This window comes from Amycolatopsis eburnea (genome assembly GCF_003937945.1).
Classification (GTDB): domain Bacteria; phylum Actinomycetota; class Actinomycetes; order Mycobacteriales; family Pseudonocardiaceae; genus Amycolatopsis; species Amycolatopsis eburnea.
In genome coordinates this window covers 147,068-169,216 of sequence record NZ_RSEC01000059.1, presented here as the reverse complement: position 1 = coordinate 169,216, position 22,149 = coordinate 147,068, and the positions used below count along the sequence as shown (strand labels likewise).

21 protein-coding genes are annotated in these 22,149 nt (G+C 72.6%); 14 read left to right on the top strand and 7 right to left on the bottom strand.

What is annotated here, in order from left to right; all coding sequences use genetic code 11:
• Positions 1 to 70: 70 nt before the first annotated feature.
• Both EIY87_RS32830 and EIY87_RS32825 read right to left on the bottom strand, forming a co-directional pair.
• Positions 71 to 283 (bottom strand): hypothetical protein, encoded by a 213-nt coding sequence (locus EIY87_RS32830; RefSeq protein WP_125313798.1) that lies wholly within the window; start codon positions 281 to 283, stop codon positions 71 to 73.
• A gap of 42 nt (positions 284 to 325) precedes the next feature.
• Positions 326 to 1,498, bottom strand: a complete 1,173-nt coding sequence (locus EIY87_RS32825) for a glycoside hydrolase family 64 protein (RefSeq protein ID WP_125313797.1) — start codon at positions 1,496 to 1,498, stop codon at positions 326 to 328.
• A 324-nt stretch (positions 1,499 to 1,822) separates the two neighbouring features.
• Between EIY87_RS32825 and EIY87_RS32820 the strand changes: the two genes are divergently transcribed.
• From EIY87_RS32820 to EIY87_RS32810, 3 genes are read left to right on the top strand one after another with little or no spacing between them, the layout of a single operon-like run.
• The gene (locus EIY87_RS32820; protein ID WP_125313796.1) at positions 1,823 to 2,719 is read left to right on the top strand and encodes a glycoside hydrolase family 16 protein; all 897 of its coding nucleotides are present in this window, start codon (positions 1,823 to 1,825) and stop codon (positions 2,717 to 2,719) included.
• A 17-nt stretch (positions 2,720 to 2,736) separates the two neighbouring features.
• Positions 2,737 to 3,231 carry a methylated-DNA--[protein]-cysteine S-methyltransferase gene (locus EIY87_RS32815; protein ID WP_125313795.1) on the top strand — a complete coding sequence of 165 codons (495 nt, stop codon included), beginning with the start codon at positions 2,737 to 2,739 and terminating at the stop codon, positions 3,229 to 3,231.
• 57 nt (positions 3,232 to 3,288) lie between these two features.
• The gene (locus EIY87_RS32810; protein WP_125313794.1) at positions 3,289 to 3,819 is read left to right on the top strand and encodes a hypothetical protein; all 531 of its coding nucleotides are present in this window, start codon (positions 3,289 to 3,291) and stop codon (positions 3,817 to 3,819) included.
• 49 nt (positions 3,820 to 3,868) lie between these two features.
• Here the strand turns inward: EIY87_RS32810 and EIY87_RS49165 are convergent, their stop codons facing one another.
• On the bottom strand, positions 3,869 to 6,088 hold the full coding sequence (locus EIY87_RS49165) for an extracellular catalytic domain type 1 short-chain-length polyhydroxyalkanoate depolymerase (RefSeq protein ID WP_125313793.1): 2,220 nt from the start codon (positions 6,086 to 6,088) through the stop codon (positions 3,869 to 3,871).
• Positions 6,089 to 6,223: 135 nt separating this feature from the next.
• Between EIY87_RS49165 and EIY87_RS32800 the strand changes: the two genes are divergently transcribed.
• From EIY87_RS32800 to EIY87_RS32785, 4 genes are read left to right on the top strand one after another with little or no spacing between them, the layout of a single operon-like run.
• Entirely contained in the window at positions 6,224 to 7,786 is a 1,563-nt protein-coding gene (locus EIY87_RS32800; protein ID WP_125313792.1) for an alkaline phosphatase D family protein, read from the top strand.
• A gap of 54 nt (positions 7,787 to 7,840) precedes the next feature.
• Positions 7,841 to 8,659: a helix-turn-helix transcriptional regulator gene (locus EIY87_RS32795; RefSeq protein ID WP_125313791.1), complete on the top strand. Its 819-nt coding sequence runs from the start codon at positions 7,841 to 7,843 to the stop codon at positions 8,657 to 8,659.
• Between the two features lie 40 nt (positions 8,660 to 8,699).
• Positions 8,700 to 9,542 (top strand): oxidoreductase, encoded by an 843-nt coding sequence (locus EIY87_RS32790; protein ID WP_125313790.1) that lies wholly within the window; start codon positions 8,700 to 8,702, stop codon positions 9,540 to 9,542.
• Positions 9,539 to 10,261 carry an SDR family oxidoreductase gene (locus EIY87_RS32785; protein ID WP_125313789.1) on the top strand — a complete coding sequence of 241 codons (723 nt, stop codon included), beginning with the start codon at positions 9,539 to 9,541 and terminating at the stop codon, positions 10,259 to 10,261. Before EIY87_RS32790 ends, EIY87_RS32785 begins: the two co-directional genes overlap by 4 nt.
• Here EIY87_RS32785 and EIY87_RS32780 read toward each other — a convergent pair whose 3' ends face one another.
• On the bottom strand, positions 10,262 to 11,104 hold the full coding sequence (locus EIY87_RS32780; protein ID WP_225440173.1) for an NAD(P)H-hydrate dehydratase: 843 nt from the start codon (positions 11,102 to 11,104) through the stop codon (positions 10,262 to 10,264).
• Between the two features lie 4 nt (positions 11,105 to 11,108).
• Positions 11,109 to 11,828 carry a histidine phosphatase family protein gene (locus EIY87_RS32775; protein ID WP_125313787.1) on the bottom strand — a complete coding sequence of 240 codons (720 nt, stop codon included), beginning with the start codon at positions 11,826 to 11,828 and terminating at the stop codon, positions 11,109 to 11,111.
• An 82-nt stretch (positions 11,829 to 11,910) separates the two neighbouring features.
• Between EIY87_RS32775 and EIY87_RS32770 the strand changes: the two genes are divergently transcribed.
• Positions 11,911 to 13,131: a PP2C family protein-serine/threonine phosphatase gene (locus EIY87_RS32770; protein WP_125313786.1), complete on the top strand. Its 1,221-nt coding sequence runs from the start codon at positions 11,911 to 11,913 to the stop codon at positions 13,129 to 13,131.
• A 22-nt stretch (positions 13,132 to 13,153) separates the two neighbouring features.
• On the opposite strand, the gene EIY87_RS32765 is transcribed toward EIY87_RS32770, so the two are convergent.
• Positions 13,154 to 13,537 carry an STAS domain-containing protein gene (locus EIY87_RS32765; RefSeq protein WP_125313785.1) on the bottom strand — a complete coding sequence of 128 codons (384 nt, stop codon included), beginning with the start codon at positions 13,535 to 13,537 and terminating at the stop codon, positions 13,154 to 13,156.
• Between the two features lie 167 nt (positions 13,538 to 13,704).
• On the opposite strand from EIY87_RS32765, the gene EIY87_RS32760 reads away from it, so the two are divergent.
• From EIY87_RS32760 to EIY87_RS32735, 6 genes are all read left to right on the top strand, one after another.
• Entirely contained in the window at positions 13,705 to 14,085 is a 381-nt protein-coding gene (locus EIY87_RS32760; RefSeq protein WP_125313784.1) for an STAS domain-containing protein, read from the top strand.
• Positions 14,085 to 15,662, top strand: a complete 1,578-nt coding sequence (locus EIY87_RS32755) for a PP2C family protein-serine/threonine phosphatase (RefSeq protein WP_125313783.1) — start codon at positions 14,085 to 14,087, stop codon at positions 15,660 to 15,662. The genes EIY87_RS32760 and EIY87_RS32755 overlap by 1 nt, the downstream gene beginning before the upstream one ends.
• Entirely contained in the window at positions 15,659 to 16,084 is a 426-nt protein-coding gene (locus EIY87_RS32750; RefSeq protein ID WP_125313782.1) for an ATP-binding protein, read from the top strand. Before EIY87_RS32755 ends, EIY87_RS32750 begins: the two co-directional genes overlap by 4 nt.
• 79 nt (positions 16,085 to 16,163) lie before the next feature.
• Positions 16,164 to 20,243 carry a SpoIIE family protein phosphatase gene (locus tag EIY87_RS32745; RefSeq protein WP_125313781.1) on the top strand — a complete coding sequence of 1,360 codons (4,080 nt, stop codon included), beginning with the start codon at positions 16,164 to 16,166 and terminating at the stop codon, positions 20,241 to 20,243.
• On the top strand, positions 20,240 to 20,542 hold the full coding sequence (locus EIY87_RS32740; RefSeq protein WP_125313780.1) for an STAS domain-containing protein: 303 nt from the start codon (positions 20,240 to 20,242) through the stop codon (positions 20,540 to 20,542). The genes EIY87_RS32745 and EIY87_RS32740 overlap by 4 nt, the downstream gene beginning before the upstream one ends.
• A 357-nt stretch (positions 20,543 to 20,899) precedes the next feature.
• Complete coding sequence (locus EIY87_RS32735; protein ID WP_125313779.1) at positions 20,900 to 21,622, top strand: GAF and ANTAR domain-containing protein; 723 nt, start codon at positions 20,900 to 20,902, stop codon at positions 21,620 to 21,622.
• Positions 21,623 to 21,627: 5 nt separating this feature from the next.
• Here the strand turns inward: EIY87_RS32735 and EIY87_RS32730 are convergent, their stop codons facing one another.
• On the bottom strand, positions 21,628 to 22,038 hold the full coding sequence (locus tag EIY87_RS32730) for an ATP-binding protein (protein ID WP_125313778.1): 411 nt from the start codon (positions 22,036 to 22,038) through the stop codon (positions 21,628 to 21,630).
• Between the last annotated feature and the right edge of the window lie 111 nt (positions 22,039 to 22,149).

The following is a 22,149-nucleotide window of genomic DNA, read 5'->3' as shown; positions in this document are numbered from 1 at the left end:
CCGGCCCCACGAAACCTCCCCGCCTACCAGCGCGGCCCCACCCTCACCCCCAAGAAACCCCCCACTCCCCTCAAGCCGCCCCAGCGAGGCGGACCAGCCTGTTCCGCGGGTACGAAACCAGCTCGCGCTCATCATCCGTCGTGAAGATCTCGACCGAGTCCTCGACCAGCTCCGCCGACGTCACCTGCAGTTGCCACGCGGGCAGTCCCGGCGCCGGCTCGTGCCAGAACCACTGGCCCTTGGTCAGCTGGTGCGCCGGGACCGTCGCGTCGTCCGTGTTCATGCGAAGAGGCTAGCCGCCACCACCGACAGTTTTCGCACTGCCTCAGCCGTGCGTGGCACCCACTGTGATCGTCAGCACTTCCGGGTCGCCCGCGAAGACCGCTCCGCTGAAGTCCGGGCCCGGGCTCACGTCGTCGTATGGGAAGGCGTAGCCGCGGTTGTCCGGGAGTTTCGAGTGGACGATCCGCGCGTAGTGGTTCGTCACGTCACCCTGGTAGAACTTCGCCGGGTCCTCGTCGGTCGGCTGGTTCGGGTTGTCCAGCAACGTCGTGCGGTTCAGGGCCGCCGCCAGGCGGGGGACGATGGCCTTGCGCGCGTCGCTCGCTCCCGCCGCCAGTGCGAACGGGCCGCTGTCGCAGCTCCACACGTCCGCCGTGGCCGGTTTGGCGAAGGACTCCGCGCCGAAGACCAGCTGGCCGCCCGAGACGCGGCCGGTGAACTTGCCGACGCCCGGGTTCTGCGAGTCCACCACCAGGTCCGTGCCCTCGTACTTCGCCCACACCTGGTCGATGTAGGCGTCGAGGTAGCCGCCGAACTGGGACGCGTGGTGGTGCGGGGACAGCACGCGCAGGTTCCCGCCGCCGCCGGTCTGGACCAGGCCGGGCCACTCGCCGCCCAGCGCGGTCAGCGACGACGCGATCTGGTCGACCGAACCGGCCGGCAGGCCTTGGACCGTCGAGGTTCCGGAGCCCGCGGTGGTCAGCGAGAGTCCCATCGGGATGCCCACGAAGTCGACGTAGCTGATGTTCGCGAACAGCTGCGTGTCGTTGAACGTGAACTCGCTGAAAGACCAGTTCTTGCCGTAGTTGGCATCACCGGAGTTGAGGAAGCTCGGGTGGACCAGGTTCGGGCCCGGGTCGAGGAAGAAGTCCAGCTTCGCGTCCGTGACGACGTAGACGCGCGCGCCGCCCATCTTGGGTACCGTCACCTGCGCGCCCGAGCCGATCGGGATCGCGCAGTCTTCGGGCAACGGGGTCGTGGGCGCGCCCGGCGAGGCCGGGTAGTACGGCGTGCCGTCGGCGCGCAGCAGCACCAGCTTGCCGTCCGGGGTCGTGCCGGTGACGTAGGCGTACACCGTGCCGGAGCCGGAGTTGTTGACGAACTTGAGACCGAAGGTGTCGGGCGTCGCGGCGTAGGCTGACCGCGCGAGGGGCAGCACCGTGGCCGTGGCGAGCGTGGCCGCCGAAAGACCGAGGAACGAGCGCCGGGAGATCATGGTGTCCTCCACGTTGAGGAGACGGCGGAGTCCATAGTGGACGTCCGAGGGCGGTACGCAGGATTCGTTGTGGACGTAAACAAACTATGACCCGGGTTTGGTTACCTGGCAACCCTGCGAAAGAAGGTCCAGACCACCGTTTCACCGGGCCCGCGCAGTGCCCGGCCGCGGCGAATTCCAAACGCGACTCCCCCGGGTGTGCCCGCGGGTACCGGGTGCCGGGTACTTCCGGGCACACCCCTTGACGCCGTCGCGGACCGGCGGCGACAGTGGACGGCCTCGCAGGTCGTGGACGGCCCCGTTCCCCTCAGGAAGCGAGACCCCATGCACACCGTCAAGCGGCTCACCGCCGCGCTGGCAACGTTGTCGTTCCTCGCCCCGGCCGCTCCGGCGCACGCCGAGGAGGCCTGGACCACCGTCTTCCAGGACGACTTCGACGGCGCCGCGGGCACCGGCCTGAACGCCCAGGACTGGCTCTACGACAAGGGAACCGGCTACCCCGGCGGCGCGGCGAACTGGGGCACCGGCGAAATCGAGACCGCCACCGACTCGACCGCCAACGTCTACCACGACGGCCAGGGCCACCTGGCGATCAAGCCGCTGCGCGACGCCGCCGGGAACTGGACGTCCGGCCGCATCGAAACCCAGCGCACCGACTTCGCCGCCCCCGAAGGCGGCCAGCTCGAGATCAGCGCGACCCTGAAACAGCCCTCCCCCGCCAGCGGGCTCGGCTACTGGCCCGCGTTCTGGGCGATGGGCGCCGACGCCCGCCCGGTCGGCGCCACGAACTGGCCGAGCATCGGCGAGCTGGACATCATGGAAGACGTCAACGCGCTCAGCAAGCACTCCACGACGTTCCACTGTGGACAGTGGCAGGGCGAGTGCCACGACCCGGACGGCATCACCAGCGACCTGCAGGACTGCCCCGGTTGCCAGGAGGGCTACCACACGTACTCGGTGGTCGTGGACCGCCGCGACGCCGCCGCCGAAGAGCTGCGCTTCTTCCTCGACGGAAACCAGACGTTCGCGGTGAAGCAGAACCAGGTTTCCGCCGAGACCTGGAAAGCCGCCGTCGACCACGGGTTCTTCGTCATCTTCGACGTCGCGATCGGCGGCTCGTACCCGAACAAGGTCTGCGGCTGCACGAGCCCGTCCGCCGACATCACGCCGGGCGCCGAGATGAGCGTCGACTCCCTGTCGGTCCGGACCAGCCAGGGCTGACCCGTAGGCTGGGCACCATGAAGCACGCCGTCATCGCGTCACCGATCGGACCGCTGACCCTGGTCGGCGACGGCGAGGCGCTGGCCGGGCTCTACTTCGACGGCCACCTGCGGACGCCGAGGATCACCGACCTCGGACCCCGGGACGACGACGCCTTCGGGACGGCGAAGCGGCAGCTCGGCGAGTACTTCGCGGGCGCGCGGCGCGAGTTCGACCTCGAACTCGCGCCGCGCGGCTCCGCGTTCGAGAAGCAGGTCTGGGCCCTGCTCACGAAGATCCCGTACGGCGAGACCCGCACGTACGGGCAGCTGGCCGCCGAGCTGGGCGACCCCGGCGCCGCGCAGGCGGTCGGGAACGCCAACGGCTGGAACCCGATCAGCGTCGTCGTGCCGTGCCACCGCGTGGTCGGCACCGGCGGCGGCCTGACCGGCTACGCCGGCGGCCTCGACCGCAAGCGGTTCCTCCTGAGCCTGGAAGAACCACCCGCGGCCGAGGTCGGCCGGTTGTTCTAGTACTGCCCGTATGCTGCGGTGATGGGGCAGCCGGAGCTGGGTCACGAACGTGAACGCGTGGGGGCAGTGGCCCTGCGGACGACGGCGTACGGCCTGGCCTGGATCCCGGGTCTCGCGTTCCTGCTCAGCTACGGCGATGATGCGCACCGGAATACCGCGACAGCCATCCTGGCGCCCCTCGCGCTGGTGCTCATCGTGGCGTCGTTGTGCGTTGCGCCGAGCGTGGTTTCGTGGTGGCGGCGCTACGAGTCGGTCCGGCGCACCGGCTGGCGAGCCGCGACGGTCACGATCGAGATCGTGGCGGAACCGGGAGGTTGCCTCCCGCCTTTCAGCCACAGGATCAACGATCCCGGCAGAAAGCGCGACTACGTCGTCCGGTACCGCGACGGTGGCGGTGTCCGGCTGCGAGGTACCGGGAGCAGGTGGCACCGTCCTCCGCTGGTGGCCTTCGACCACGCGCAACCCGCTTGGGTCGGTGGCTCGGGCCGCTCGACCGTGGTCCTGTTCGGCACCGGTCGCTGGGGCCCCCGCCGTCCGCGTGCGGTACCCGCGAAGTTCATCGCCGCCCTGCCCGAACCCGCGCAGTAGACCAGGGGCATACCAGGCCCGCCAGGACCTGGTATGCCCCGTCGGTGCCCTAGCCCGCCGAGCAGGCGACGGTCGGCGCCGTCAGGTTGCCGCCGTGCTGCACGGTGAACCCGATGACGTTGCCGCTGCCGTTGGGCCGGGCGGTCAGCACGTACCCGGTGCTGTCCCAGGTGCCGGTGTAGTTCCAGCTGCCGATGACCTTCTGGGGCGCGTGGAAGGTGATCGTGAGCACCCAGTTGTTCGAGCCGGTCACCGTCACCTGGCCGTTGAAGCCGACGTTCCACTCCGCCGTCTTGAGGTACGTCCCGGTGCACCCGCCCGGCGGCGGGGTCGTGGTCGTCGTCGGCGGCGGCGGGGTGGTCGTCGTGGCCGGCGGCGGGGTGGTGCCGCCGTTCAGCGCGTCGAGCACCGCGGTGTAGGCGGCCTTCTTCTGACCGTTGCCGTCGAACAGCAGCGGTGTGGCCGACGCCCGCCACGAGTCGGTGTCCCGGATGCCCCACACGGTCATCCCGGTGCACCGCGTCACCGCGAGGCAGGCGTTCGTGACCGTGCGGTAGTTGTCCGCCTGCGCGGTGCCCGACCCTTCGATGTCCAGCTCGGTGATCTGCACGTCGACGCCGAGGTCGGCGAAGTTCTGCAGCGTCGTCCGGTAGTTCGACGGCACCGGGCTGTTGGGGTTGAAGTGCGACTGGAAGCCGACGCAGTCGATCGGGACGCCGCGGGACTTGAAGTCCTGCACCATCCGGTACACGGCCTGGGTCTTCGCCTGGTTCCAGTCGTCGGTGTTGTAGTCGTTGTAGCAGAGCTTCGCGTTCGGGTCGGCCGCCCGCGCGGCGCGGAACGCCGCCTCGATCCAGTCGTCGCCGGTGCGCTGCAGGTTCGAATCGCGCCGGGCACCCGAACCGCCGTCCGCGAAAGCCTCGTTGACGACGTCCCAGGCGTAGATCTTGCCGCTGTAGTGCCCGGCGACCTGGGTGATGTGGTTCAGCATCGCCGAGCGCAGCGCGGCTCCCTCCATGCTCTGCATCCAGCCCGGCTGCTGCGAGTACCACGCCAGCGTGTGCCCGCGCATCCGGGCGCCCTGGCTCGTCGCCTGGCTGACGATCCGGTCGGCGTTGCCGTAGGAGAACTGGCCCTGCGCCGGCTCGGTCGCGTCGATCTTCATCTCGTTCTCCGGCGTGATCATGGAGAACTCACGGCTCAGGATGCCGGTGTAGACGCTGTCCGAGAGCCTGCTCGCCGACACCGCGGTGCCGAAGTACCGGCCGGTCCCGCTCGCCGCGCTCCCGAGCGTGCTGCCCGCCGGCGGCGGAGCGGTGGTGGTCGTCGTCGACGTACCGCCGCTGTTCAGGCCGAGGAACGCGATCGCGTAGGCCACCATCCCGTTCTGCGGCAGCGAATGCCCGGCGCCCTGCACGCTGATGCCCTCGACCGGCGCCTGGACGCCGGTGCCGCCGTAGCGCGTGCGCGTCCAGCCGGACTGCGGGGCGTCACTCGACGACGGCGTCTGGCTCACGCCCTGCAGGTTCGTCCACTGCTTGATCTCCTCGCCGAAGTTCGGGTAGCGCAGGGTGTCGTCGGCGGTGCCGTGCCACAGCTGCATCCGCGGGTACGGGCCGCTTCGCCCACCGCTCATCTGCCGGGCCTGGTCGCCCCACTGCTGCGCGGTCTTGATGAGCTGGCCGTTCGAGCACTGGCTGTTCCAGCTCGACCCGTCGGTGGTGGCGAAGCAGCCGGCCGGCACACCCATGAACGCCGAACCGGCCGCGAACACGTCCGGGTACTCCGCGGCGAGCACGTTCGTCATCATCGCGCCCGAGGAGAACCCGGTGACGAAAACCCGCGCGGGGTCGACGTTGTAGCGCTGCTTGGCCCAGTTCACCATCGACAGGATGCCGACCGGGTCGCTGCCGCCGCCCCGGGTCAGTGCCTGCGGGGACGAGACGTCGAAGCACTGGCCGCTGCGGGTGGCTTCCGGGAAGACGATGACGTAGCCGTACTGGTCGGCCGCGGTGACGTAGTCGCGGGCGTAGCCGTTGAACACCGCGGACGCCGAGCCGGTGCAGTAGTGGACCGCGACCAGCAGCGCCGGCTTCGCCGCCAGCCGGTCCGGGACGTAGGTGTACATGTTGAGGTTGCTGGGGTTGCTGCCGAAATCGGTCACGCGCGTCAAGGTGGCCGCCGACGCGGGCTGCGCCGAGATCACCAGCACGATGGCGGTGGCGATCGAGAGCGCGGCGGCGAGGAGGGCGGTGAAGAGTCTTCGCACTCGACGAATCCTTTCCGGGGGCGGGGCGCAGCTGGGACGATCGTTCGTTCGCCGCCCGGGACCGGTCAACGATTATCGGAATGTTTCGCGACCTTTCGAACTGCCGCCGAACGGGACTGCTGCGAGGATTCCGGGATGACCGAGCTGCTGCTGGGACCGCTGCTGCGCCACGTGAACGCCGACTCCGCGACGATCTGGGTGGAGACGGACGGGCCGTGCGAAGTCGCCGCCGGCGGGGCGGCCACCCGGACGTTCGAGGTCGCCGGGCACCACTACGCCCTCGTCGTGCTGACCGGGCTGGAACCGGGGCGGAGCACGCCGTACGAAGTGCGGCTCGACGGCGAACTCGTGTGGCCCGAACCGGACAGCGCCCTGCCTCCCAGCCGGATCCGGACGCTGAGACCCGGCGACCCGCGGTTCCGGCTGGTCTTCGGCTCGTGCCGCAAGCCGCGGGAGCAGGACGCGCTGGGCCCGGACGCGCTCGCCGCGTACGCCCACCGGATGGCCGGGCTCGACGAGGCCGAATGGCCGGAGTCGCTGCTCCTGCTGGGCGATCAGGTCTACGCCGACGAAACCACCGACGCGACGCGGGAATGGCTCGCGAAACGGCGTGACACGAGCGAACCGCCGGGCAACGAGGTCGCCGACTTCGAGGAGTACTGCCACCTGTACTTCGAAGCCTGGTGCGACCCGGCGGTGCGCTGGCTGCTCTCGACCGTGCCGACGTCGATGATCTTCGACGACCACGACGTCCGCGACGACTGGAACACCTCGCAGGCCTGGCGCGACGAGATGGCCGCGACGTCGTGGTGGCCGGAGCGGATCCGGGGCGCGCTGGTCTCCTACTGGGTCTACCAGCACCTGGGCAACCTCGGCCCCGACGAGCTCGCCGAGGACGACGTCTACCAGCGGGTGATCAAGTCGGGCGAGGACAACGCGGAGCTGCTGCGCGAGTTCGCCGACCGCGCCGACGCCGAAGCCGACGGCGCCAAGGGCACGCGGTGGTCCTACCGGCGCGACTTCGGCCCGGTCCGGCTGCTGGTCGTCGACTCGCGGGCCGGGCGGATCCTCGCCGGCGGCGCCCGCTCGATGGTCGGCGAGGACGAGTTCCGCTGGATCGAGGAGCAGGCCGACGGCGACTTCGAGCACCTGCTGATCGGCACGTCGCTGCCGTGGCTGCTGCCGACCGCGCTGTCGGCCGCGCAGTCGGTCAACGAGCGGCTCTGCGCCCGGCCCGGGCTCGTCGGCCGGGTCAGCGAGTGGTTCCGGCAGCTCGCCGACCTGGAGCACTGGCCCGCGTTCCGCGAGTCGTTCGACCGGCTGGCGAGGCTCGTCGCCGGCGTCGCGGACCGGGGCGTCGCGTCGGTGAACGTGCTCTCGGGCGACGTCCACCACGCGTACGTGGCGCGGGCCGACCTGCCGGGCGCGCCGGTGCACCAGCTCACCTGCTCGCCGGTGCACAACACCGTGCCCTGGTACATGAACCGGCTGTTCCGCGCCGGCTGGGCGCGCGGGCTGACGCGGCTGAGCGAGGGGCTGGCCCGGCGCGTCGGGGTGCCGCCCGCGCCGCTGACCTGGAACTGCGTGTCGGGACCACACTTCGGCAACGCCGTGATGACGCTCGACGTCGACGGGCGCGAAGCCACCGCCACGCTCCTGCAGCCCGGCGAAGACGGGAAGCCGGTCCGGCTCACCTGAGGGTGGGTGCGGCGCGGCCACCCAGGTCCGGCCGATCGGCGTTAGCCTCGGATCATGCCCAGTGAGAACCCGCTCGGGGAATTCCTCCGGGCCCGCCGCGAACAGGTGGGTCCCGAAGACCTCGGCCTGCCCGCAGGCGGGTCGCGCCGGGTCGCGGGGCTGCGCCGCGAAGAGGTCGCGGTGCTCGCCGGGGTCAGCACCGACTACTACGTCCGGCTCGAACAGGGCCGGGAGCGCAACCCGTCGGCGCAGGTCCTCGACGCGCTCGCGCACGGGCTGGCCCTCGACGAGGACGCCACCGCCCACCTGCACCGGCTGGCCCGGCCGGCGCCGAAACGCCGCCGCCCGCGCCGGCGGGAGCAGGTCAGCCCGAACCTCCTGCGGCTGCTGGACGGCTGGCCGGACACGCCCGCGCTGGTGCTCGGCCGCTGCCTCGACGTGCTCGCGCACAACGCGCTGGGCCAGGCGCTGTTCGGCGGCCACCAGCACAGCGGCGACCTGGTCCGGCTGGTGTTCCTCGACCCGGACGCGCGCGAGTTCTACCCGGACTGGGAGCGCGTCGCCGTCAACACCGTCGGCGGCCTGCGGGCGGCCGCCGGGATCGACCCGGACGACCCGCGGCTGATCGAGACGGTCGGCGAGCTGTCGGTCAAGAGCGCGGACTTCCGCCGGCTGTGGGCCCGCCACGACATCCGGCAGAAAACGCGTGAGACCAAGCGGTTCCACCACCGGCTGGTCGGCGAGCTCGTGCTGAGCTACGAGGCGCTGACCGTCAACAGCGCGCCCGGCCAGCAGCTGGTCGTCTACCAGGCCGAGCCGGGCAGCGCGTCGGAAGCGGCGCTCGCCCTCCTGGGCAGCCTCGCCGCTTCCTGAACCCCTTTTCCGCATTCCACAATGGACGGAGTACTTCGTCGTGCCCGAAAACTGGTTCATCACCGGCTGCTCCACCGGCCTCGGCCGGGCGCTGGCCGGAGCCGTGCTCGATCGCGGCCTGCGTGCGGTGGTGACGGCCCGCGACCCGGCGAGCGTCGCCGACCTGGTCGCGGAGCACGGCGACCGCGCGCTCGCCCTCCCGCTCGACGTCACCGACCACGCCCAGGTGGCCGGCGCGGTCAAGCAAGCGGAAAGCGCGTTCGGCCGGATCGACGTCCTCGTGAACAACGCCGGCTACGGCTACCTCGCCGCGATCGAAGAAGGTGAGGACGAGGAGATCCGGAAGCTGTTCGACGCCAACGTGTTCGGCCTCGCGGACGTCACCCGCGCGGTGCTGCCGGGCATGCGCGCCCGGCGGAGCGGGCACGTTGTGAACGTGTCCTCGCTTGGCGGGCTCGCCGCCTTCGGGGCCACCGGCTACTACCACGCGACGAAGTTCGCCGTGGAAGGGCTTTCCGAGTCGCTCGCCGCCGAGGTCGCCCCGCTGGGGATCAAGGTGACGATCGTCGAACCCGCCGCGTTCCGCACCAACTGGTCAGGGCCGTCGATGCGGCAGTCCGCGATCCGCATCGGCGACTACGCCGAAACGGCCGGGGCACGCCGTGCGGCGACCACCGCCACCTACGGCAGGCAGCCCGGTGATCCGGTCCGCGCGGCCGCGGCGATCCTCGCCGCCGTCGACGCCGAAGAGCCGCCGTTGCGGCTGCTGCTCGGCAAGGCCGCCTACGACATCGCCTCCGCCCGGCTCGACACCCTGCGAGCCGGTTTCGACACCTGGCGCGAGACCACCCTCGGCGCCGACTTCCCGGAAGGAACACCGTGAGCAAGACCGTCCTCATCACCGGTGCCAGCAGCGGCATCGGGCACGCCACCGCGCTGCGCCTGGCCCGCGAAGGCCACCACGTCGTGCTCGGCGCCCGGCGCGAAGACCGCCTGAACGCGCTGGCCAAGGAGATCCACGACGCCGGCGGCACCGCCGACGTGCACCGCCTGGACGTCACCGACCGCGCCGAGGTCGCCGCGTTCGCCGACGCCGCCGTCGAAGCGCACGGACGGCTCGACGTCTTCGTCGCCAACGCGGGCGTGATGCCGTTGTCCCGCCTGGACTCCCTGCACGTCGAGGAGTGGGACCGGATGATCGACGTCAACGTCCGCGGCCTGCTGCACGGGATCGCGGCCGCCCTGCCGCACTTCGGGCGCCAGGGTGGCGGGCACTTCGTGACGATCGCCTCCACCGGCGCGCACGAAGTCGTGCCGACGGCCGCGGTCTACTGCGGCACCAAGTACGCGGCCCGGGCGATCACCGAAGGCCTGCGCCTCGAAGCCGGCCCCGGGATCCGCGTCACGACGGTCTCCCCCGGCGTCGTCGAGTCCGAACTCGCCGACACCATCACCGAACCGGGCGCGAAGGAGGCGATGCGCACCTACCGCGCGGCGACGATGTCGCCGGACACCATCGCCGGCGCGATCTCCTACGCGATCGGGCAGCCGGACGGCGTCGACGTCAACGAGATCGTCGTGCGGCCGACCGCGCAGCGGTGATCAGCGCTCCAGCTCGGCGATGACCCGCGGGATCTCGGCGATGAGTTCCCGCGCCAGCAGGCCGGTGCTGCCGGTGGCCGGGATCAGCCGCTGGCCGGCCACGGCGTGGACGTGCGTCGCCCACCAGGCGGCCTGGTCGGGTTCGGCGCCCCGGGCGAGGAACCCGCCGGTCAGCCCGGCCAGCACGTCCCCGCTGCCGGACGTCGCCAGCCCGACGTGGCCGCTGCCGTCCCGCCAGGTGCGGCCGTCGGGCGCGGCGACCACGCCCATCAGCAGCACCACCCCGCGGTAGCGCCGGGCGATCCGCACCGCCGTCGCCAGGTCGTCGACGTCCTTCTCCTCGCAGCCGTCCAGGAAGGCCGCTTCGACCCGGTTCGGGGTGAGGAGGAGCCGGTCGGCCAGCGGTTCGGCCAGCTCCGGGGCCCGGCTCAGCGCGCCGAGCGCGAACGCGTCGAGCACCACCCGCGCGTCCGGCGCGATCGCGGGAACCAGGCGCCGCAGCAGCGCTTCGGTCTCCTCGGCACCGGTCAGGCCGGGGCCGACCACGACGGTCCCGGCGCCCGGGAGGACGTCGGCCAGCCGGTCGGCGGCGTCGGCGGCGATCGCGCCCGACGTGGTTTCCGGCAGCCCGAGGACCGACGCCTCGGGTACCGCGACGCCGAGCGCCGTCGCGTGGCGTTCGGCGACCGCCAGCTGGAGCGTGCCCGCCCCGGCGCGCAGGGCGGCGGTGCCGGACAACGCGGGCGCGCCCGGCACCGTCCGGGCGCCGCCGACGACGAGCACGGTGCCGCGCTCGCCGGTGCCGATCCGCCGGTCCCGCACCAGGGCCGGGCTGATCGGCACCGGCTCAGGAAAGCTGTCGCGCGGCATCGTCGTCCGCCGTCGGCGGGGTGTCGGTGGCGTGCAGGTGCCCGACTTCCTGGGCGAGCACCATGGTGAACCCGCCGTCGCGGTCACGCTCCCAGGACGTCACCGAGCCGTTGGGGACCTCGGTCGCGTCGGCGGCGCGGAGCAGGTCGGGCTCCGGCAGTCCTTCGAGGAGGTAGCGCAGGGCGAAGACGGTCATCTCGTGCGCCGCCAGCAGAACGCGCTGCCCGGCGTGCTCCGCGCTCAGCTCGTGCAGCAGGGAACGCAGCCGCAGCACGACGTCGGCCCAGGATTCGCCGCCCGGCGGGCGGTAGTAGAACTTCCCCAGCCGCCGCTTGCGCCGCAGCTCGTCGGGCCACCGCTCGCGGACGCCGTGAGAGGTCAGCAGGTCCAGGACGCCGAGTTCGCGGTCGCGCAGCCGTTCGTCGGGGACGATCGCGACCCCGTCGGGCGTGGCCAGCCGGGCGGTGTCCCAGGCGCGGCGGTAGGTCGACGTGACCACGAGGTCCGGCGGGTGCCCGGCGAACAGCTCCCCCGCCGCCTCGGCTTGTTCCCGGCCCAGTTCCGTCAGCGGGACGTCGGCGTCGCGCTCGGCGATGTCGATCACATCCGCTCCGGCCGACTCCGCTTCCTCCCGGGCCACGTTCCCGGTGCTCTGCCCGTGGCGCAGCACCGCCACCCACTCCAAGTCGACGCTCACGCCCCGATGACTACCCCCGGCAACCCGCCGTCGAAACCCGGGATGGTTAGGCCCGCGAAGGGGTGACGGCTAGGGTCGTTCCATGTCGCGAAGTCTCGACGCCCACGATCGGCTGCAACAGGTGGAGACGATCATCGGCGCCCCGGCCGCCCACCTCGCGCTGGCCCGGATGATCGCCGAGACGTTGCACCGCTTGCGGGACGTCATGGGAGTCGACACGGCGACCGTGCTGCGGTACCAGCCCAGCGCCCGCCAGCTCGTGGCGTTCGCCGCGGCCGGCATCGAGGAAGAGGTCCACCAGGGCGTGCGGGTGCCGGTGGGCAGCGGGTTCGCCGGCCGGGTCGCGCTCGAGCGGGTCCCGGTCATCATCGACCACGTCGACGAAACCACCGTCTCGAACTCCCTGCTGTGGGAGCGGGGACTGCAGTCGATGCTCGGCGTGCCCATGCTCGCCGGCAGCGAGCTCGTCGGGGTGCTGCACATCGGCTCGGTCGAGCACCGGCTGTTCGGCGAGCCCGACGTCGCGATGATGCAGCTGCTCGCCGACCGCCTCGCGACGGCGATCCAGCTGGAAGCCCGGGAAGAGAACCGCACCGCCACCATGGCGCTGCAGCGCAGCCTCCTGCCGAGCACCCTGCCCGAGGTGCCCGGCCTGGCCTTCGGCGCCCGGTACGTCCCCGGCGCGGAAACCGGCCTCGGCGGCGACTGGTACGACCTCTTCACCCTGCCGGGCGACCGGGTCGGCGTCGTGATGGGCGACGTCTCGGGCCACGGCCTCGACGCGGCGGTGATCATGGGACGGCTGCGCAGCGCCCTGCGCGCCTACGCCCTCGACTGCGAGAGCCCGGCCGAGGTGCTCGCCAAGCTCGACCGCAAGGCCAACCACTTCGAACACGGGGCGATGGCCACGGTGGCCTACGGGATCATCGGCCCCGGCCGCGAAGCGGTGACGTTGTCGCTGGCCGGGCACCTGCCCCCGGTGCTGGCCGTGCCGGGTGAACCGGGCCGGCTGGTGGACGTGCCGCCGGATCCCCCGATCGGGCTGACGATCGGCGAGCCCGAACGCCGGACGTCCGTGGTCGCCCTCCCGCCGGAGAGCGTGCTGGCGTTCTACACCGACGGCCTGGTCGAACGCCGGGACCGGCCGGTGGACACCGGGATGGAGCTGCTGGCGGAGACCGTGCGCACCGGGGAGCCCGAGCGGGCCTGCGCGCAGATCATGGCGACGCTGATCGGCGGCCGGGCGGCCCAGGACGACGTCGCCCTGCTGGCCATCCAGCGCCTCGCCGTCCCGGCCGGCTGAAGCGCGACCGGGACGACGGGGGTCAGGACCCGGCCAGTGCCGCTTCCCGGGTCGGGAAGAGCGAGAGGCTGTCCTCGAGGCCGGTGAGCTGGATCGGGCGCAGGGTGGCCCGGCCGGACGCGACGATCCGCACCGCGGTGCTCGCGGGAGCGTTGCGGTGGATCGTCAGCAACGCCGTCAGCCCCGGCGAGGCGAGGAACTCGACCCGGGTCAGGTCGACGACGACCACCGGCGGCGCCGCCGCCAGCACCTCGTCCGCGGCCGCCACGAGCGCGGGCGCCGTGGTCGTGTCCACGTCCCCGACGACCTCGACGACGACGGCACCGTCCTGCTCCGTTCTGGTGATCCCGAATTCCCCGAACGACACAGCGGCCGACGCGAAACCACTGTGGGTGTGCTCTGTCATGGCACGTACTCCTGCCTTCGGCACGCCACCGGGGTGTCCGGCGGACGTGCGTGATCACGAAGGCTGTTTGCTCAACCGGTGTCAATCATGCCCGTCCTGGCGCCGCTCCGCCGCGCCAGCGGCCGGTCGACTTTCCGGCAGGCCCGCGAACAGGCAGGATGGGCGCCATGGCCGAGAGAGACGTGACCGGGGACGCACTCGGCGATGCGGTCGGTCCGGCCGGATCCGTGGTGCTGGAGGACCGGGCCGGCGTCGCGGTGCTCCACGTCGAAGGCGCTCTGGACCTCGCGCTGGCACCGAAACTCCGCCAATTGGCCGAACGCGCGGCCCGGTCGCGGCCGGCGCTGCTCGTCATCGACCTCACCGACGTCACCTTCCTGGCGTCGGCGGGCATGGCCGAGCTGGTCCGGGCGCACCGCGGGCAGGCCGCGACCGCGCCGCTGCGGGTGGTCGCCCGCGGCCGGATCACCCTGCGCCCGCTGGAACTGACCCGGCTGACCGACGAGCTCGCCATCTACCCCTCGCTGTCCGAAGCGCTGGCGCGCTGATGGCGTCCGGTCCGGGGGCCGAAGGAGTGCTGGAAGCCGTGCGCCGCGCGTTCGTCGGCGGCGACGGCGCCCCGGCCGCCACCGGGATCCGCCCGCTCTGCCCCGCCGAAGCACGCGCGGTGCTGGGCGACCGGACCGCCGTGGCCGTGACCGACCCGGCGGTGCTGGCGGAGCTGCTGCCCGGTGCGGAGGTCACGCGGGCGGTCGCCGTCGCCGACGGCGAGCACGGCACAGTGGTCTACACCACCGAGTGCGTCGGGGACCTGCCCGCGCTCGTCGCCGCCGCCGTCGAGGCCGCCACCGCGGACCTGACCGCGACCGTCCGGCGGCTGCGGGGCGAGGCCGTGGTGCTGGACGCGCTGCACTCCATCGGCCGCGAGCTGACCGCCCAGCTCGACATCGACCGCATCGTGCAGGACGCGACCGACGCCGCCACGGAGGCGACCGGAGCCGGCTTCGGCGCGTTCTTCTACAACCTGGTGAACGACCTCGGCGAGTCCTACACGCTGTACACGATTTCGGGTGTGCCGCGGGAGAAGTTCACGCGGTTCCCGATGCCGCGCAACACCTCGGTCTTCGCGCCGACGTTCGACGGTACCGCCACCGTGCGCAGCCCCGACATCACGAAGGACGCGCGGTTCGGGAAGAACGCGCCGTACCACGGGATGCCGGCGGGGCACCTGCCCGTGTGCAGCTACCTGGCGGTTTCGGCGCTCAGCCCGACCACCGGCGAGGTGCTGGGCGGGTTCTTCTTCGGCCACCCCGAACCGGACCGGTTCACCGCCCGGCACGAGTACCTCGCCGAAGGCATCGCCGCGTACACGGCCATCGCGCTCGACAACGCCCGCCTCTACGAACGCGAGCGCACGCTGGCCACCGAGCTGTCCCGCAGCATGCTGCCGGTCGCCCCGCCCACGCCGGGACTCACCGTGCTCACCCGGTACCTGCCCGCGGTCACCGGCAGCAAGGTGGGCGGCGACTGGTTCGACGTGATCCGGCTGCCCTCCGGCGGGACGGCGTTCGTCATCGGCGACGTCGTCGGCCACGGCGTCACGGCCGCGACGGTGATGGGCCAGGTCCGGACCGCGATCCGCTGCTACGCCCGGCTCGAGCTGCCGCCGTCGGAGGTCCTGCGCCACGTTTCCGACCTCACCGCCGGGCTGTTCGGCGAGAGTTTCGTGACGTGTTTCTACGCGGTCCACCAGCCGGCCGACGGCACGCTGACCTTCGCGAACGCCGGCCACCTGCCCGCGATCCTGATCCGCCCCGGCGAGCCGCCCGAGCAGATCGGCGAGGCGCTGGCGCAGCCGCTCGGCGTCGGTTCGGTCTTCCCCCAGCGCTCCACCGGGTTCCCGCCCGGCGCGGACCTGGTGCTCTACACCGACGGGCTCGTCGAGAGCCTCACCCGCGACCTCACGCTGGGCATCGAATGGCTGCTGGCGGGTATCCCCGGCCTGCTGGCCGCAGCCGACCTCGAAACGGCGTGGGACAAGCTCGTGCAGGAACTGACGCGTGGACGGCACGACGACGACGTCGCGGTCATCCACGTGCGCCACCGCGGAGAGGACGCCCCGTGACGGACCCCCTCCCCCCGGGAGCGCCACCCGCTCCCCCGGCGTCGTTCCACCGGCGCACCCCCGCGATCGCCGGCCGCCTGCCGGACCTGCGCGAGGCGCTGACCGAGTGGCTGCGCGCGCTCGGCCTGAGCGAGGAACGGCAGGAGGACATCGTCCTGGCGGGCTACGAAGCGATGGCCAACTCGGCGGAGCACGCCTACCGCGACCGCGAACCGGGGTCGATCGACGTCCGGGCGGAGGCGCTGTCCGGCCGGCTCACGGTGACGGTGACCGACTACGGCACTTGGCAACCGCCGGCGGAGACGAACGGCCTGCGCGGGCGCGGGCTGTTGCTGATCGATTCGCTCGCGGACCAGAGCGCAAAGGTGCACCGTGAGGACGGGACCACGGTCACCATGACCTGGCTGCTCGACGTGAGCTGACGGTCACGCGTCAACTCGTCCCCGGCTGGGCACTCACCGGTCGAGTAGTCTCGTCGAGGGCGCGCGAACCGGGAGTGTGATGAGCGTCGGTGAAGAGTCCGGCCGTCGCGCCGTGTTTCCCGGGGCCAGCCGGATGGCCGCCCGGATGCGGGACTTCGACTGGGCTTCCTCGCCGCTCGGCGACCCGGCGGGCTGGCCCGCGAGCCTGACGACCGCGGTCCGCATCTGCCTCACCTCCCGCTTCCCCATGATCGTCTGGTGGGGGCCGGAGCTGCGCTTCCTCTACAACGACGCCTACCTGCCGCTGCTCGGCACCAAGCACCCCGCGCTCGACAAGCCCGGTGCGCGCGTCTGGGACGAGATCTGGCACATCATCGGCCCGATGCTCGACAGCGTGATGACCACCGGCGAGGCGACCTGGTCCGAAGACCTGCTGCTGCCGATGAACCGCCACGGCTACTGGGAAGAGACGTACTGGACGTACTCCTACAGCCCGGTGCACGACGACGAGGGCACGGTCCGCGCGGTCTTCACCGCGGTCACCGACACGACCGAGCGCGTGATCGGCGGGCGCCGGTTGGCGACGCTGCGCGAACTCGGCACCCGGACCGTCGGCGCCCGGACCGTCGGCGAGGCGTGTGACCTGGTCACCGCGGTGCTGGGGCGGGCCGGTGCCGACGTCCCGTACGCCGCCATCCACGTCCGCGGCGACGACGGCGAACTCGAACTGGCCGCGGTCACCCCCGGCGGCGAAGGAGCGGGCCGCCCGGGCGCCTGGCCGCTCGCTGAGGTGCTCGCCGACGGCGTGCCGCGGACGGTGTCGGACGCGGAGTTCGGCGAGCTGCCGGCGGGCGGCTGGTCCACGCCGCCCACCGAGGCCGTGGTGCTGCCGCTGCCGGGCGACCCCGGGAACTCCGCGACGGGCGTGATCGTGCTCGCGGCGAGCGCCGGGCGCGCGCTCGACGAGTCGTACCGGACGTTCCTGAGCCTGGTCGCGCAGCAGACGGCGGCCCTGATCAACGGCGCGATCGCCTACCGGCTGCAGCAGCGGCGGGCCGAGGAGCTGACCGCGCTGGACGCGGCGAAGACGACGTTCTTCGCCAACATCAGCCACGAGTTCCGCACCCCGCTCACGCTGATCCTGAGCCCGGCGGCCGAACTGCGGGACGCGGTCGGTGACGCCGACGAGCGGATCCGCGAAGAGGTGGCCGTCATCCACCGCAACGCGTTGCGGCTGGGCCGGCTGGTGAACAACCTGCTCGACTTCTCCCGGATCGAGGCCGGCCGGATGCAGGCCCGCTTCGAGCCGGTGGACCTGGCGGCGTTCACCGCGGAGCTGGCGAGCCTCTTCCGCGCCGCGGCCGAACGGGCGGGGCTCGCGTTCGAAGTGGACTGCCGCCCGCTGGGCGAGCCGGTGCACGTCGACCGCGGGATGTGGGAGAAGGTCGTCTTCAACCTGCTGTCCAACGCGGTCAAGTTCACCTTCGACGGCGCGATCCGCGTGACCGCCGTCCTCGACGGCCGGGACGCCGTGGTCGCCGTGTCCGACACCGGGACCGGCATCGACGCCGCCGAGCTGCCGCGCCTGTTCGAGCGGTTCCACCGGATCCCGTCGGCGCGGGCCCGCTCGAACGAGGGCAGCGGGATCGGCTTGGCGCTGGTGCGCGAGCTCGTCGGCATGCACGGCGGCACCATCGCCGTCGAGAGCGAGCCCGGCGCCGGGACGACGTTCCGGATCCGGCTGCCGCTGGGCACCCGGCACCTGCCCGCCGACCAGGTCGCCGCGGAGCCTGTCGCGGCCGGGATCGCCGCGGACACCGCGGAACCGTACGTGCAGGAAGCGCTGCGGTGGCTGCCCGAAGCGGACCAGACGGCGACGTCCGCGCCGGCCACGGCCGCCGGGGCGCGCGTGCTGATCGCCGACGACAACGCCGACATGCGCGACTACCTCGTGCGGCTGCTGCGGGACGACTACGCGGTGACGTCCGTGCGGGACGGCGCCGAGGCGTTCGAAGCCGCGTGCGCCGAGCCGCCCGAGCTGATCATCAGCGACGTGATGATGCCCCGGCTGGACGGCCTCGGCCTGCTCGCCGAGTTGCGGGGCGACCCGCGCACCACCGCCGTGCCCGTGCTGCTGCTCTCGGCCAGGGCCGGGCAGGAGGCCGCCGTCGACGGGCTGGCCGCCGGGGCCGACGACTACCTCGTGAAGCCGTTCTCGGCCCCGGAACTGCTCGCCCGCGTCCGCACGACCATCCAGCTGGCGCGGCTGCGGTCGCAGCACGCCCGGTGGCGCGCGGCGCTGATCGAGTCCCTGCAGGAGGGATTCTTCGTCAGCGACGCCGAAGGCCGGGTCGTGGAGATCAACGCGGCGTTCACCGACGTGCTGGGCGTGGGCCCGGAGGGACTGCCCTACTCCGAGCCGTTCCCGTGGTGGCCGGACCCCGGCACCGACCCCGACGCCCACCGCCAGGTCGTCGCGGCCTACGAGCAGGCCCGGACCGCGCCGGCCGGCAGCTTCGTGGTGCCGCTGCGGCACCGCGACGGGCACCGCGTGTGGGCCGCGATCGCCTACAACGCGCTGCACGACGACGAGGGCCGCCGCCGGCTGGTCGGCACGGTCCGCGACGTCACGACCGAGCGCTACGCCGTGCAGCGCGAGACCGCGCTCGCCGCGATGAACCAGCGCCTCACCGGGGTCAGTGGGGTGCCGGAGGTGCTCCGCGCCGCGCTCGAGCTGGTGCGCGAGCTGTGGGCGGCCGAGCGGGTCCTCACGGTGACCTGGCCGGGCGACGGCGAGCCGGAGATCGCCTCGACCGACCCCCGCGACCGCGGCTGGACCGATCTCGCCGCGCCGCTGCGCGAGACCCTCGGCCGGCTCCGCTCGCTCCCGGCGTTGCACACGACGGTGGTGGACGGCGGGGCCGGCGCGTCCGTCGAGCACCCCGGCGGCCGGCTGACGCTCTGGGTCGAACCCGCACCGGGCCGTCTTCTCGGCACCGAAGACCGGACGCTGCTGGCGCTGCTGGCCGGGACGCTCGCGCACGCCCTGCAGCGCGCGCACCGCGACGACCGGCAGCGGGAGGTCGCGGTCGCGCTGCAGCGCTCGATCCTCGGCCCGGCCCGGCTCCCCGACGGCTTCGCGGTGCGCTACGAGCCGGCGACCCCGCCCCTGGAGGTCGGCGGCGACTGGTACGACGTCATCGCGCTGGGCGGCGACCGGATCGGCATCGTCGTCGGCGACTGCGTCGGCCGGGGGCTCACGGCGGCCGCGGTGATGGGCCAGCTCCGCAGCGCCTGCCGCGCGCTGCTGCTGGAGGCCAACGGCCCGGCGCACACCCTGAACACCCTCGACCGCTTCGCCGACCGGCTGCCGGGTGCCTTGTGCACCACCGTTTTCTGCGGGGTCCTCGACCCGGCCACCGGCACGCTGACCTACAGCAGCGCCGGGCACCCGCCCGCCACCCTGGTGCACAGCGACGGCTCGGCGGAGTTCCTCGACGCGGGTGGCAGCGTGCCGCTCGCCGTGCGCGTCGAGGCGAACCGGCCGGAGGCCACCGCGGTCGTCCCCGTCGGCTCGTTGCTGATGCTCTACACCGACGGGCTCGTCGAACGCCGCCGCGAATCCCTCGACGACGGCATCACCCGGGCCACCGAGGTGGCCCACGACGTGCGGGAGGCCGACCTGACCGACCTCGCGGCCACCCTGATGGGCCGGCTCCGGCCCGACGACGGCTACGAAGACGACGTCGCCCTGCTGCTCTACCGCCGTTCGGTGCCCCCGCTGGAACTCGACTTCGCGGCGCACCCGGACAGCCTCGCCTCGACCCGCACCTGGCTGCGCGCGTGGCTCGCCAACGCGGAACTCGAGCCCGAACTCGCCCAGGACGTCCTCGTCGCGACGGGCGAGGCGTGCGCCAACGCCGTCGAGCACGCCTACCCCGGCGCGACGGGCGGCAACGCGCACCTCGCCGCCCGGTTCAGCGGCTCCCGCCTGGTCGTCGTGGTCACCGACGACGGCCGCTGGAAGCAACCACCACCGGACAACCAGGTGCTGCGCGGCCGCGGCATGCCGATGATGGAGGCACTGGCCGACGCGGTCACCGTCCGGCACGACGCCGACGGCACCACCGTCACGCTGGAATGGAGAACCGGTTCGTGAGAACGCCGCTCACCCTGGACGCCGGCCGCGGCGACGACGGCGGCCCGGCCCTGCGCGTCACCGGCGAGATCGACATGAGCAACGCCGCCGAGTTCGGCGCGGCCCTGGACCGCGAGCTGGCGGCGGCGACCGCGATCACCGTGGACCTCACCGGCGTGGCCTACCTCGACAGCGCGGGCGTGGCGGTGCTGTTCGACCGGGCCGAGGCGCACGACCTGCGCCTGATCGCCCCGCGGCTGCTCGAACGCGTCCTGCGGGTGTCGGGCCTCGCGCAGGTCGCGAAGGTGACCGTCCGCTGAAGGGTTGACCCGTTCCGCACGGGGTACGTCACCCGAAGCGACGGTCGCGGGGTGGGTTGTGCCGCCGGCCGGCGCGAGGTGGTTCCCGGCGCCAACCCACGACGTTCAGCAGCGAGCGCCGGGCCGGAACCACCGCTTCACCGCCTGGCTCCCCCTCCCGGCCGGCTCCCCCGATGTCATGAAAGAGTCGTTCACCTCGCCAGACGACATGAACGACCCTTTCATGACATCCCCGCGGCGCCGGGCGGACCACGCGGGTGTTGCGGAAGACGCACCACCCGCGGGTAAGGTTTCGCCGTTCCGTTGAAGCAGCAGCGGTGCGCTCGACGACCGCCGTCCGGGACGGGAGATGATCGCGTGACCGGTGAACCGCTCCCGCCGGAGCACCTCGACGAGCTGACCGCCGCCATGGCGGGGCTGACGGACGCGCTCGAGTCCGAGCCCGCCGAGGCCGAAATACTGGACGCCGTCTGCGCGGAAGCCGTCCGCGCCGTGCCCGGTGCCGACATGGCCAGCATCACCGCGATCCGGGACGGCGAGCCGGCGACCGTGGCGTCCACCGACGAGCGCGCCGTCGAGATCGACCGGTTCCAGTACGCGGCGGGCGAAGGCCCGTGCCTGCGGGCCGCCGCGACCGGGGAGATCGTGCGGCTGCCGCTGGCCGTCGCGGACGACGTGTGGCCGTCGTTCACCACGCACGCGCGCGGTCTCGGCGTCGGCAGCTACCTCGCCGCGCCGCTGCGGGTGGACGAGCACCTCTCCGGCGCGCTCAACCTCTTCGGCTACGGCGACCACGGGTTCGCCGAGACCGACTCGCGGTTGCTGCAGCTCTACACCACGATCGTCGCGTTCGGGCTGCGCACCACCCGGCGCTACCGCCAGGCCCGAAGACAGGCGATCGAGCTGGAAGCGGCGATGCGCACGCGGGCGGTGATCGAGCAGGCCAAGGGCATCCTGATGGCCGTGCACCGGATCGGTGCCGACGACGCGATGAAGCGGCTGGTCGCGGAGTCCCAGCACACCAACGTGAAGCTGCGGGACGTCGCGGCCCGGTTCGTCGAAGACCTCTCCGCCGGCTGAGCCGCTCAGGCGGTGCGGCGCACGGGGAACGGCCAGGTCAGCGTGATCACGGTGCCGTCGTCGGTGGAGCGCAGGTCGAGCCCGTCGACGAGCGCCTGGATCAGGCGCAGGCCGCGGCCGCCGTCGTCGCGCTCGGTGATCGACTCCCAGCGGCCCTGGTCGGCGACGGTGATGACCAGCACCTCCTCGTCGACCCGGGCGCGGACGTCGATCAGCCCCGGCCGGCCGCCGTAGGCGTGGTCGAGCACGTTGGCCATGGCTTCCCAGCACGCCAGCACGACGTCGTCGGCCTGCCTGCCGACCTCGTCGCCGGCCCGTCGCCGCAGCCAGGAAATCAGGTGTCTGCGCAGGCTGGGCAACGTCCGTGGCGAAATCGTGCCGCGGTACCGCCAGCCGTCCGATCCCAGCTCTTCCACGTTCACCTCCCCGGGGGACTGTCGGTTTGCTACCCACCGGTTCGCTATCTCAATCACGAGTAACGACTTTCCTGCTGCGTTCGGCCCTGGTGCGTGGCGCGCCCGCCGTGA

Bases quoted from the DNA above. Each gene is read 5' to 3' on its own strand.
- EIY87_RS32830 (WP_125313798.1), bottom strand. From the start codon at position 283: ATGAACACGGACGACGCGACGGTCCCGGCGCACCAGCTGACCAAGGGC.
- EIY87_RS32825 (WP_125313797.1), bottom strand. From the start codon at position 1,498: ATGATCTCCCGGCGCTCGTTCCTCGGTCTTTCGGCGGCCACGCTCGCC.
- EIY87_RS32820 (WP_125313796.1), top strand. From the start codon at position 1,823: ATGCACACCGTCAAGCGGCTCACCGCCGCGCTGGCAACGTTGTCGTTC.
- EIY87_RS32815 (WP_125313795.1), top strand. From the start codon at position 2,737: ATGAAGCACGCCGTCATCGCGTCACCGATCGGACCGCTGACCCTGGTC.
- EIY87_RS32800 (WP_125313792.1), top strand. From the start codon at position 6,224: ATGACCGAGCTGCTGCTGGGACCGCTGCTGCGCCACGTGAACGCCGAC.
- EIY87_RS32795 (WP_125313791.1), top strand. From the start codon at position 7,841: ATGCCCAGTGAGAACCCGCTCGGGGAATTCCTCCGGGCCCGCCGCGAA.
- EIY87_RS32770 (WP_125313786.1), top strand. From the start codon at position 11,911: ATGTCGCGAAGTCTCGACGCCCACGATCGGCTGCAACAGGTGGAGACG.
- EIY87_RS32765 (WP_125313785.1), bottom strand. From the start codon at position 13,537: ATGACAGAGCACACCCACAGTGGTTTCGCGTCGGCCGCTGTGTCGTTC.
- EIY87_RS32760 (WP_125313784.1), top strand. From the start codon at position 13,705: ATGGCCGAGAGAGACGTGACCGGGGACGCACTCGGCGATGCGGTCGGT.
- EIY87_RS32755 (WP_125313783.1), top strand. From the start codon at position 14,085: ATGGCGTCCGGTCCGGGGGCCGAAGGAGTGCTGGAAGCCGTGCGCCGC.
- EIY87_RS32745 (WP_125313781.1), top strand. From the start codon at position 16,164: ATGAGCGTCGGTGAAGAGTCCGGCCGTCGCGCCGTGTTTCCCGGGGCC.